Origin of the sequence: Cryobacterium sp. Y11 (genome assembly GCF_002929535.1) — a bacterium.
Lineage (GTDB): Bacteria > Actinomycetota > Actinomycetes > Actinomycetales > Microbacteriaceae > Cryobacterium.
The window spans coordinates 164294-175340 of the sequence record NZ_PJJO01000060.1; the positions used below are offsets into that span (position 1 = coordinate 164294).

Annotated in this window: 11 protein-coding genes; 2 read left to right on the plus strand and 9 right to left on the minus strand. The window is 64.8% G+C overall.

Annotated elements, in window-relative coordinates:
- Positions 1–160: 160 nt before the first annotated feature.
- Together CXY75_RS15570 and CXY75_RS15575 are read right to left on the minus strand one after the other, a co-directional pair.
- Positions 161–340: a hypothetical protein gene (locus tag CXY75_RS15570; RefSeq protein ID WP_104083721.1), complete on the minus strand. Its 180-nt coding sequence runs from the start codon at positions 338–340 to the stop codon at positions 161–163.
- A gap of 49 nt (positions 341–389) precedes the next feature.
- On the minus strand, positions 390–1022 hold the full coding sequence (locus CXY75_RS15575) for a DMT family transporter (RefSeq protein WP_233201953.1): 633 nt from the start codon (positions 1020–1022) through the stop codon (positions 390–392).
- 357 nt (positions 1023–1379) lie between these two features.
- Here CXY75_RS15575 and CXY75_RS15580 point away from each other — a divergent pair, with 357 nt between their 5' ends.
- Positions 1380–1970, plus strand: a complete 591-nt coding sequence (locus tag CXY75_RS15580) for a TetR/AcrR family transcriptional regulator (protein WP_104083722.1) — start codon at positions 1380–1382, stop codon at positions 1968–1970.
- Between the two features lie 170 nt (positions 1971–2140).
- On the opposite strand, the gene guaA is transcribed toward CXY75_RS15580, so the two are convergent.
- The 5 genes from guaA to CXY75_RS15605 are packed head-to-tail and all read right to left on the minus strand — an operon-like array spanning position 2141 to position 6971.
- On the minus strand, positions 2141–3760 hold the full coding sequence (gene guaA / locus CXY75_RS15585) for a glutamine-hydrolyzing GMP synthase (RefSeq protein ID WP_104083723.1): 1620 nt from the start codon (positions 3758–3760) through the stop codon (positions 2141–2143).
- Entirely contained in the window at positions 3757–4191 is a 435-nt protein-coding gene (locus tag CXY75_RS15590) for a DUF3817 domain-containing protein (protein WP_104083724.1), read from the minus strand. The genes guaA and CXY75_RS15590 overlap by 4 nt, the downstream gene beginning before the upstream one ends.
- A 9-nt stretch (positions 4192–4200) precedes the next feature.
- On the minus strand, positions 4201–4980 hold the full coding sequence (locus CXY75_RS15595; RefSeq protein WP_104083725.1) for an SURF1 family protein: 780 nt from the start codon (positions 4978–4980) through the stop codon (positions 4201–4203).
- Positions 4981–4985: 5 nt separating this feature from the next.
- On the minus strand, positions 4986–6440 hold the full coding sequence (locus tag CXY75_RS15600) for a cation:proton antiporter (protein WP_104083726.1): 1455 nt from the start codon (positions 6438–6440) through the stop codon (positions 4986–4988).
- Positions 6441–6443: 3 nt separating this feature from the next.
- Positions 6444–6971 carry a cation:proton antiporter regulatory subunit gene (locus tag CXY75_RS15605; RefSeq protein WP_104083727.1) on the minus strand — a complete coding sequence of 176 codons (528 nt, stop codon included), beginning with the start codon at positions 6969–6971 and terminating at the stop codon, positions 6444–6446.
- Positions 6972–7127: 156 nt separating this feature from the next.
- On the opposite strand from CXY75_RS15605, the gene CXY75_RS15610 reads away from it, so the two are divergent.
- On the plus strand, positions 7128–7673 hold the full coding sequence (locus CXY75_RS15610; RefSeq protein WP_146069498.1) for a hypothetical protein: 546 nt from the start codon (positions 7128–7130) through the stop codon (positions 7671–7673).
- 132 nt (positions 7674–7805) lie between these two features.
- On the opposite strand, the gene CXY75_RS15615 is transcribed toward CXY75_RS15610, so the two are convergent.
- Positions 7806–9545, minus strand: coding sequence for a glycerol-3-phosphate dehydrogenase/oxidase (locus tag CXY75_RS15615; protein WP_369826739.1), 1740 nt, complete (start codon positions 9543–9545; stop codon positions 7806–7808).
- A gap of 291 nt (positions 9546–9836) precedes the next feature.
- Positions 9837–10955 (minus strand): GuaB3 family IMP dehydrogenase-related protein, encoded by a 1119-nt coding sequence (locus CXY75_RS15620; RefSeq protein WP_104083730.1) that lies wholly within the window; start codon positions 10953–10955, stop codon positions 9837–9839.
- Positions 10956–11047 lie beyond the last annotated feature (92 nt).

The following is an 11047-nucleotide window of genomic DNA, read 5'->3' on the forward strand; positions in this document are numbered from 1 at the left end:
AGGCCCGAGACAGAGGGTCAAGGACGGGAGTCTCGCCGTCCAGCGACACGAAGGTCGGCGACGGCATCGGCAGGCTCGAGCGCGGGGACGTCATTGGCCGACGCGTCGGAGCGACGATATCGTGGGTCGCTCGCGGGCCATCCACGAAGCTCAGGGTTCGTCATCGGGCAGTTTGGGACTGACCCAGGTATTGCCCACGGGAATCAAGCACGTCCTGCCATCCGTCGTAGAATAACCCGTCGCCTTCGACACCGGCTACGCCGCGCAGGTCGAAGGTCATGCGCGTGCCGTCGGCCACCGGCTTCAGGGTGATTGTGAAGCCCAGGGATGTATCGATCATCGTTGTTCGCCTTCTGCCAGACACGCTAATGCCCATTAGCCCTCACGTGTCATGAACTCATGCTGGCAGCACTGCGGGCAGGAGCCGAGGGACCGGGTTCGGCATCCGCTCGTGTCGTGCGCGCCTCGACAACCAGCACGACCGCCACACCGATGCCGCAGAGCGCGAACCCAGCCAGGGTCAAAAACGTTAACGTCTCACCGAGGAACATGGCCCCGGTCAGGGCCGTCGCCGGCGCCACTAGAAACAGCAGGGCGTTGAGGGTCGTGATTCCCACCCGGCGCAGCAACCACCAGTAGAGACCGTAGGCCCCCAGAGTCGGAACGACCGCCGAGAGCACGGTCGCGGTCCAGAACGACAGTGACGCCGGAGGAACGAGCGTGCCCATTGCGGCCGCGATCACGACGAGCGCGACGGAGGTCACAACGACATGCACGGTCAGTGTCACGACCACCGGCATCCTCACCCGGGACCGTCGCTCAACGAAGGTGCCGACGATGAGGCAGGCCATCGCGAGTACGGGCAGAACATAGGCAAGCGGATGCGCCGCCGCGCCGCCAATCTGCGACCGCACGACCAAAACGACCCCCAGGGCACCGAGCGCCAGCCCGGCCCATTGAGCGCCGCGCACGCGCAACCCCAGCAGGGGGCCGACCAGAGTCGCGACCACCAGCGGTTGCACGGCATCGATCAGTGCGGTGGTGCCCGTCGTGATGCCGGCCCCGAGTGCCGCGTAGACGAGTAGGACATAGCCACATTGGGCGAAGACTCCGATGACGGCCTGCTGCCTCAGCTCCGTGCGCGTAACCCCGCGTGCTGCCCCGGATCAGGGTCACGACGAGAAGCACCACGGCCAACGGAGCGAAACGCCAGACCAGAAGGGTCGTGGCTGGTGCGTCTTCGGTCGCGACCACCGCGATGATGAATCCCGAACCCCACGATGCGATGAACACGATTGCGGCCAGCACCGTGACGATTGAACTCGGTACAGCACCCTGTTTACTCACCCCTTGACTATACAGGTCTGTATACTTGACTCATGAACGTTCCCGTCCTCGCCCCACTGACTCCCGCCGCCCGCCGCGTGCTCGACGCCGCGTCGGAGCTGTTCTACGAACGCGGCATCCACGCCGTCGGCGTTGACACGATCGCCGAGGCCGCCGGCGTCACGAAGAAGACCCTCTACGACCGGTTTGGATCAAAGGAAGCCCTGGTCGTGGCCTATCTGCAACACCGCGATGCGCAGTGGCGCGACCTCCTCGACAAATACCTGACTCGGGTACCCGAGCCAGGGCCCGACCGCGTGTTAGCGGTCTTCGACGCGGCCATCTCCTGGTCGGACGAAAACGGCGCGAAGGGCTGCAGCGCCATCAACGCCCGGGCCGAAATCGGCGATGGGCACGACGGGCACCCCGTTTTCCCCGAGATTGCCCGACAAAAGGTGTGGCTGCTCGACCTGTTCACCGAAATCCTGCGGGACGCCAACGATGTCGACCCTGCAACCATGGCGAAGCGGATGATGCTGCTCTACGAGGGCGCGATCGTCACCGTCGGCATGGAAACATACCCGCATCCGTTCGACGTCGCCCGCGACATGGCGCGCTCGCTGCTCACGGCGCCCGCCCGCTGAGCGCTGCGCAGGGCCGCGCCCGATATCGGTAGCCGCTACGCCCATTACCGTAGCGGTCGCCCGTATCGCGCGCGGCCACGGGGCCAACCGGTCACACCACACAAGGGAAGGGCCGGCTCACCAGAGCCTGCCCTTCCTCGCACGCTATTGCCGCTAACGAAGCGGCGGGATCACTCCCACTCAATGGTTCCCGGCGGCTTCGACGTGACGTCGAGCACCACGCGGTTCACCCCGTCGACCTCGTTGGTGATGCGATTAGAGATCTTCGCCAGCAGGTCGTAGGGCAGGCGAGTCCAGTCTGCCGTCATGGCGTCTTCTGACGACACCGGGCGCAGCACGATCGGGTGGCCGTAGGTGCGGCCGTCGCCCTGCACGCCCACCGAACGCACATCGGCGAGCAGCACGACCGGGCACTGCCAGATCTCGCGGTCGAGGCCGGCGGCGGTCAACTCGGCACGCACGATCGCATCCGCTTTGCGCAGCAGGTCGAGGCGTTCCTGGGTGATCGAACCGACGATGCGAATGCCCAGGCCGGGGCCCGGAAACGGCTGGCGCTGCACGATTTCGGCCGGCAGACCGAGCTCGGCACCGATCGCGCGCACCTCGTCCTTGAACAGGGTGCGCAGCGGCTCGACCAGTTCGAACTGCAGATCTTCGGGCAAGCCGCCCACGTTGTGGTGGCTCTTGATGTTCGCGGTGCCGCTGCCGCCGCCAGATTCGACCACGTCGGGGTAGAGGGTGCCCTGCACGAGGAAGCGGATCGGGTCGCCGTCGATTTCCTTGGCCTCTTCGATCAATGCCGCCTGGGCCTGCTCGAAGGTACGAATGAACTCGCGTCCGATGATCTTGCGCTTGGTCTCCGGATCGCTCACACCCTCGAGTGCGGTGAGGAACTGCTCGCGCACGTCGACGGTGACTAAACGAATGCCGGTGGCCTTGACGTAATCCTCTTCGACCTGGCGACGCTCATCTTCGCGCAGCAGCCCGTGGTCGACAAACACGCACACCAGCTGGTCGCCGATGGCCTTGTGCACGAGGGCTGCGGCCACGGCGGAGTCGACTCCGCCGGAGAGCCCGCAGATGACCTTGCCAGTGCCAACCTGGGCGCGAATCTTCGCAACCTGTTCGGCGATGACGTTGCCGCTGTTCCAGTCGGGGTTGATGCCGGCGGCACGGTGCAGAAAATTCTCCAACACGTGCTGACCGTTTTCGGAGTGCTTGACCTCGGGGTGCCACTGCACGCCGTAAAGCCGCTTCTCGTCATTGGCGAACGCTGCCACCGGCGTCGATCCAGTCGAAGCGAGCACGGTGAAGCCCGCCGGCGCGGTGGCGACCGAGTCGCCGTGGCTCATCCACACCGTCTGGCTATCGGGCTGATCGGCCAACAGAACGTTGTCGCCGTTGCTCACGAGTACCGGGGTCGAGCCGTATTCGCGCGCTCCGGTGTGGGCGACGGTACCGCCGAGCGCAGTCGCCATCACCTGAAAGCCATAGCAAATGCCGAGCACCGGCACACCGAGCTCGAAGATCGCCGCATCGAACGCCGGCGCTCCCTCGGCGTAGACGCTCGACGGGCCACCGCTGAGCACGATACCGCGCGGGTTCTTGGCGAGCACCTCCGCTGCGGTGATGGTGTGCGGCACAATCTCCGAATAAACGGATGCCTCCCGCACGCGCCTTGCAATCAGCTGCGCGTACTGTGCACCGAAGTCGACCACGAGAACCGGGCGATCGAGGCCCGAGTCCGCGAGGGGTGCATCCGCCGACGCGGTGTCGAGGGTGTCACTCATGAACGCACCTCGGTAACCTTCTTCGCTTCGAGTTGCTCAAGAGAACGTTTGACGCGGCGGGTCATGGGGCCTTCCAGAAAGAACGAGAGCGTGGGGATGATGCCGCCGAGCGCGATCAGCACGAAGAGCGGGAATGGCCAGCGCATCAGGCTCCACAAGCGGAAATCGGCGAACAGATAAAGCACGTAGAACCAGCCGTGCACGATCAAAATGATCGTGCTGAGGTTGATCGCGGCAACCGTGTCGCGCGGCACGAAAGCGAGAAAGCCCTCAGAGCCGTTCATCTCGAGTTCGTAGCCGAGCACGAACTTGGCGTAGACCTCGCCGCAGAGCAACAGCAAAAAGACACCGGTGATGATGGACGACACCTGGTAGAGCCGAAGCGCACCGGGGAGTCGGGAAATATCGGCGGGCTTGGGATCAAGTGGCATGGGCTGATTCTACGCGCCCGTGCTGGGAGCCTCTGCAGTCACGTCTTCGAGCCCTGCTTCTTCCTGCTCGCGTTCCAGGGCATCCCGTACCAGGCGGTACCAGAGAAAAACGGCGAACCCGGCGAAGACGACCCACTCGATTGCGTAAAAGATGTTTAGCCAGTTCAGCGACTGGTCCACCTCGGGTACCGGGGAATCGATCACGGCGAGGCCGGCGGCAGCCTCACTGTCGACGATGTAACCCGAATACACGGACCCATCGGTGAAATCCGCCCACAGATTGATTAGAGCGGATGGCGCGACCTTGGTCATTTCCATCGAGTCGCCCTCCGGATCGGGCAGCTCCGGGGCCTCGCCGGTGAGAAAGCGTCCGGTCAGGGTGACGGGAGCGTTCTCGGGAACGGCTTGGAGCGAGTCGATCACGGAGCTGGCGGTGGCCTGGTCCGGTGCCCAGCCGCGTGCGACGGCGATGCTGGCGGCGGCATCCGTTTGAAAATGGCTGACCACCCAGAAGCCGTCGACGCCGCCGTTGAACCGGGTGGTGATGAGCTGCTCGTCGCCGGGCACCCAGGAGCCGTCGACGCGCACCATTTGCCCGGTCGCGATCTGTCTGATCGCGCCGTCCGGCTGGGCGACATCGGCCAAGGGCTCGACCTGTTCGGTGCTGCGTTCAACAACCACGCCGGACTCGATAGCGCGCTCGAGCTGCCACTGTCCGAGCAGGGCAAACGCCGCGGCAATGCCGAGCGCCAGCAGTAGTGCAGCCACCCAGCGGGGGCGCAGCATCATTCTGATCACGAATAGTCACCTGTGTGGTTTTCTCGCCCGGGTTTGCGTGCCGGCCTGTCGGCATCATCATCGGGTTCTGGGGAATGCTGACCGAGAGCGAAGTCGGCCATCGAATCTAAGCGTTTCGCTTGTGTAACCGTATCTTCCGCCGCTTGGGAATTGACCGAGTCGCGTTGGGGTACACGGCGGGTGTGCTCGTCGGCATCCGCTACCTGGGCTGCCGTAGCCGCCTCGACCAGCGCAATCTCCTCATCCCGCATCGAGTTGCGCGGCGCACGCGTCGAAACGGATACCGGCACCCTTCGGCGCAGCGCCGCCCCGATCTTCTCGGAATTCGCCGCGAACAGCGGCCCGAGGATCGCCATCGACAACACGTAGAGACCGGCGAATGGTTGCAGCCGCGGGTCGAGTCCGGCCGACACCGACAGGGTCGCCAGAATCAGCGTGAACTCGCCGCGGTTGACGAAGATCGCGGCGGTATTGAGGGCTTCACGTGGCCCCATCTTGTGCAGCCAGGCCAGCAGCGCACCGGAGAGCAGGCTGAGCACGAAGGTCATCGCGATGGCGATGACCACAACGTCGATCACCGAACCGAACTGGGCGATATCTAGGGCGAGGCCGAAGTTGAGAAAGAAGAACGCCGCGAAGATATCGCGCAGAGGTACGGCGACGCGTTCAATCTTGGCGCGGTAGCTACTCGCGCCGAGTACGACGCCGATCAGGAAGGCGCCGATGGCATCCGTTACGCCGATGATCTCGCCGATACCGGCGAAGAGTACAACGAGGCCGAAGAACAATATGGTGAACAGTTCGTCGTCTTTGGTGCGCATCAGGCGCGAAACGACGCGGCCGCCCCAGCGGGCTAGGGAGAACATGGCCACGAGAAAGAGAGACGCGATGGACAGCTGCAGCACAATCGGCCAGATCTCGGTTTTGCCGCTGAGCACAACGGAGACGATGGAGAGGTAGATCGCGATGAAGATGTCGCCGACCACCGTGACGCCGAGGATCATCGGTGTCTCTGTGTTGGCGAGACGTCGCAGTTCGATCAGCAGTTTCGTGATGATGGCACTCGAGGAGGTGCCGGTCATGCCAGCGATCACGAGTGCTTCGCGGGGCCCCCAACCCACGAGCAGGCCGAAGGCGAAGCCGGCGCCCATGTTGATGAGAATCCAGGAACCGCCGGAGATGATCAGGGTCTTGGCGTTGCCAAAGAACTCGTCCTGGTCGAACTCGAGGCCGAGGCTGAACAGCAGCAGAATCAGACCGAACACGGCAATGAGCTCGATATCACCGGCCTGAAAGTCGAGGGGGAAGAAGTCGGTGTGCGGGCTCGCCAGAACACCCACGATCATGTAGATCGGGATGGTCGGGAGCCCGATCAGCTTGCCCAGGCGGCCGAGAACGTAGGCGACGACGAGCAGAATGCCGAGAACGAGGAGGTCTTCGCCCAGGTGCATCGGTTATCCCCCGAGGGGAGCGTCGACGGTCTTCGCCTTCACTTCACCGGTGCGGAAGAACGCGAAGGCCTTGACGACCTTCTCCGGCGAACCTGCGACGACGAGGGTGTCGCCGGGAAAGACCTTGAAGTCGGCGGCGGGGGCGGGGTTGGCGGATTCGCCGCGCACGACGGCCACCACGGTGAGGCCGGCGATCCCGCGGTCGGCCGGGTTGCCGAGGGCCTGGCCGGCAATGTGGTCTTCGTAGTCGACGGTGAACCAGTCGATGCTGAGGCCGGGAATTTGGTCGAGGGCGCTGAGCGATTCGGTGATCTGGGTGCCGCCGAGCAGTTCGGCGAGGGTGTGCGCCTCGTCTTCGTTGAGCCGGAGCGAGACCTTGCTGGCGTCGGGGCCGCCCTCATCATCGGCGAAGGTAATGAGGTCGCTGTGGCCTGAGCGGTGGGCGATGACGCCGACCTTGCCGCCGTCGTCCGTGATGAAGGTGTGCAGCACACCCACACCGGGAAGTTTGACCCGCCGAACGTCAACCATTGTTATAACTCCTGAGGTTTAAGGGCAGTCCTGTTATTCTACCGGAGCCGCTTTTGCCCCGGCCGCGCGCCGCGTCGCATCCGCTCTCGTCACCGCCACCTGGAGCGGTGAGCTGCTGTCGGGTCTGAGTTGTGCACAGATTCTCCGGCGCGCGGCGTGCACCTCCCGACTCTCCACTGGGAACGCCTCGATCTCGACGCACGCTACCTCTTTCACGGTCGCGCTCACGCTGCGGTCAGCGCCGACCCACCCATGTACTCTCCCTACTCTGCGGCGGTGATCTGGGGGTTTTCCCGACCAATAACCTGGCCGACGGATGTCCACATCACCGTCGCGCAAGCATCCGGCGGTCGATCCATACCCGGCATCGTGCGGCACGGTACGGCTGTCGCGATGGCGCGCATTCTGCCGTTTCCGCAGGCCCTCGCCATGATGGACTGGGCAATTCACGTGCCGCGCCTGATGGCAACCGGAGGCAGCGCGGGATCGACGCTGGTTACACGCGATGAGTTACAGGCGGCCGTGGACTCCCTCGCCGGCTCCGGCCGGCGCTATGGCAAGGCCGCGGCGCTTCGCGCTGGAGACTTCGCGTCAACGCAGTCCGATTCAGGTGGGAAAGCGATTAGTCGCGCGTACATGTTCTCGCTCGGATTCGCTGCTTTCGAGTTGCCGGTGCGCATCGGAGTCCCTCGGGCTCGGTAGTGCCCTTCCCCGGCAGGTCCGGCCGTCGCCGCGCCCAGTACCAGTCATCGCGCCAGTTATAGGTGGCGCGGCCACTGGTACCTGACGCGGTGAACTCTGCGGGCGGGAGCGCGGGCGGGTGGGCGGCCTGCGCTAGTTGGTGACCGTGATGTCGGGGGCCTCGAGGCGCGCCCGGTCGGCTGATTCGTCGTCGGGTTGCTCCTGTGAGGCGCGTTCGGCGGCGACGCGGGTCAGGTAAAAGCCGACTTCGCGGTCGATGCGTTCCTGGTCCCAGCCGAGCACGTCTGCCATGAGCGCGGCAGCAACCGGCGCGGACGACACCCCGCGGTCCCAGGCCTCGATGGAGATGCGGGTACGGCGAGCAAGCACATCTTCGAGGTGCAGAGCACCCTCATGCGAGGCCGCGTAAACCACTTCAGCGCCAATGTAGTCGTCGGCTCCCGGCAACGGTTCAGCGAGCATCGGGTTGACGCGAATCAGGTCGAGCAGTTCGTCGGTGAGGGTGCCGTAGCGGTTGAGCAGGTGTTCAACCCGCACGGTGTGCAGCCCGAAGGCTCGCGCGATCTTGCCACGCTTGTTCCACGCGGCTTGGTAGCCCTCGGCCCCCAGCAAGGGGATGTCGTGGGTCGCCGACGCCGGAATGCGGCCGTCGAGAGCCGAGACCGCGGAATCCACTGCGTCCTTGGCCATGATCCGGTAGGTGGTCCACTTGCCGCCGGCTATGACGACGAGGCCGGGCACGGAATGCCCGACGAGGTGTTCGCGGGATAGCTTCGAGGTCTGGTCACTCTCACCCGCCAGCAGCGGCCGGAGACCGGCGTAGACGCCCTCAACGTCTTCGCGGGTGAGTGGAACACTGAGCACGGAGTTGATGTGTTCGAGGATGTAGTCGATGTCGGCAGCCGTCGCGGCCGGGTGTGCTTTGTCCAGGTACCAGTCCGTGTCCGTGGTGCCGATGAGCCAGTGCCGGCCCCACGGAATGACGAACAATACGCTCTTCTCGGTGCGCAGCAGCAAACCCATGGCGCTTTGAAACCGGTCGCGCGGCACCACGAGGTGTACGCCCTTCGACGCCCGCACCTTGAAGGTGCCGCGTTCGCCGACCATGCGCTGGGTGTCATCGGTCCAGACGCCGGTAGCATTGACGACCTGCTTGGCCCGCACGTCGAAGCGTTCGCCGGTCTGCAGGTCGTGGGCGTGCACCCCGACAACGCGCTCCCCCACCTTGATGAACCCCTCCACCCGCACCCGGCTGGCGGCGTGCGCGCCGTAGAACGAGGCGGTACGCACGAGCGATGACACATAGCGGGCGTCGTCGACCTGGGCGTCGTAGTACGTGATGCCGCCGACCAGTGCTCCGTTGGCGAGACTCGGAATGAGCTTCTGCACCTGATTCTTCGTGAGGTGGCGGTGATGCGGCACTCCGGGTGGACGCCCGCCGGTGTAGGAGAAGATGTCGTACAGCAGCATGCCAGCGCCAATGTAGAACCGCTCGGTGAACCGTTTTTTGAGCGGGTAGAGAAACCGAACCGGTTTTACGAGGTGCGGCGCGATGCGCTGCAGCAGCAGCCCCCGTTCGGTCAGCGCCTCGCGTACGAGGCGAAAGTCGAGCTGTTCCAAATAGCGGATGCCGCCGTGCACGAGCTTGGACGACCGGCTCGACGTGCCTGAAGCCCAGTCCCGCGCTTCCAGAATGCCCACGCTCAGGCCGCGCGTGACAGCATCGAGCGCCGCGCCGGCACCCACGATGCCGCCGCCGACGACGAGAATATCGAGCTCTTTGTCTTTAAGCTTGGCTAGGGCAGCGCCCCGTTCCTCCGGCCCCAATTTCGAGGATCGCGTGACTGAATTAGTCGATGCTGAATTGGTCACTACGGAATTAGCCGATACTGAACTGCGCGGTACCGAATTGTGGGAGGCCATTGCTGCTCCTGTTCAGACTCAGTGTTCAAGGAAGACCAGTGTTCAAGCTGCGTAGTGCGACAACGCTGTTGCGGTACTGCATTCTGGCGGGTCAAGCTGGGTACCAGCGCAACGGGGCGTCTTCGACGTTAGCTCACCCCGACATTAGCCCACACCGACGCTAATGGACGCCGACGTTGATGGACGCCGCCGCTAATTCACACCGACGTTGATGGACACCGCCGCTAATGGACACCGCCGCTAATTCACACGGTACGGCGCTACAACCACTTCAACCCGCTGAAATTCCTTGAGATCGGAGTAGCCCGTTGTGGCCATCGACCGACGCAGTGCGCCGACAAGGTTGGCGGTGCCGTCGGCGACCGGGGCCGGGCCATAGAGAATCTCTTCGAGCGGCGCGACGGTGCCGACTTCAACGCGCTTGCCGCGCGGCAGTTGCGCATGGTGGGCCTCGGCGCCCCAGTGGAATCCGCCACCGGGAGCATCCGTTGCCCGCGCAAGGGCTGTGCCGAGCATGACGGCGTCGGCGCCGCAGGCGATCGCCTTGACGATGTCGCCAGAGGTGCCGAGGCCGCCGTCGGCGATGACGTGCACGTAACGTCCGCCGGATTCGTCCATGTAGTCGCGGCGCGCGCCGGCGACATCCGCCACGGCGGTGGCCATGGGGGCGTGGATACCGAGGGTCGTTCGGGTCGTCGACGCGGCTCCCCCGCCGAAACCGACGAGAACGCCGGCCGCTCCGGTGCGCATAAGATGCAGCGCCGCCGTATAAGTGGCCGCGCCGCCGACAATGACGGGCACGTCGAGCTCGTAGATGAACTTCTTCAGGTTGAGCGGTTCCTGGTTCTGCGAGACGTGCTCGGCCGACACGGTCGTACCGCGGATGACGAAGAGGTCAACGCCCGCGGCGACAACGGTTTCATACAGCTCCTGGGTGCGCTGGGGCGAGAGCGCCCCAGCCACGGTGACGCCACCGGCGCGAATTTCGGCCAGGCGCGCGGTGACGAGTTCGGGCTGAATCGGAGCGGAGTACATCTGCTGCATGCGAGCGGTCGCCTTGTCGGCTGGCAGGCTGCGAATCTCGGCAAGCAACGGCTCGGGGTTCTCGTGCCTGGTCCACAGGCCCTCGAGGTCGAGCACGCCGACGCCCCCGAGCTGGCCCATCATGATAGCCGTGGTGGGCGAGACGACGGAGTCCATGGGCGCGGCGAGCACCGGAATGGCGAACTGGTAGGCGTCGATGGTCCAACCGACCGACACGTCTTCCGGATCGCGGGTGCGCCTGCTGGGCACCACCGCGATGTCGTCAAAGGCGTACACGCGGCGAGCGCGCTTGGAGCGGCCGATCTCGATTTCCATGGTTCCAGTTTAGAGGGAGCCACCGACATCCCTTTTTCGAGTGGATGCTGCCACCCGGCATTCGCAGACAGCCAGTGTTGGGCCATGGCGGT

Bases quoted from the DNA above. Each gene is read 5' to 3' on its own strand.
- CXY75_RS15620 (WP_104083730.1), bottom strand. From the start codon at position 10,955: ATGGAAATCGAGATCGGCCGCTCCAAGCGCGCTCGCCGCGTGTACGCC.
- CXY75_RS15590 (WP_104083724.1), bottom strand. From the start codon at position 4,191: ATGCCACTTGATCCCAAGCCCGCCGATATTTCCCGACTCCCCGGTGCG.
- CXY75_RS15605 (WP_104083727.1), bottom strand. From the start codon at position 6,971: ATGGTTGACGTTCGGCGGGTCAAACTTCCCGGTGTGGGTGTGCTGCAC.
- CXY75_RS15570 (WP_104083721.1), bottom strand. From the start codon at position 340: ATGATCGATACATCCCTGGGCTTCACAATCACCCTGAAGCCGGTGGCC.
- CXY75_RS15595 (WP_104083725.1), bottom strand. From the start codon at position 4,980: ATGATGCTGCGCCCCCGCTGGGTGGCTGCACTACTGCTGGCGCTCGGC.
- CXY75_RS15580 (WP_104083722.1), top strand. From the start codon at position 1,380: ATGAACGTTCCCGTCCTCGCCCCACTGACTCCCGCCGCCCGCCGCGTG.
- CXY75_RS15600 (WP_104083726.1), bottom strand. From the start codon at position 6,440: ATGCACCTGGGCGAAGACCTCCTCGTTCTCGGCATTCTGCTCGTCGTC.
- guaA (WP_104083723.1), bottom strand. From the start codon at position 3,760: ATGAGTGACACCCTCGACACCGCGTCGGCGGATGCACCCCTCGCGGAC.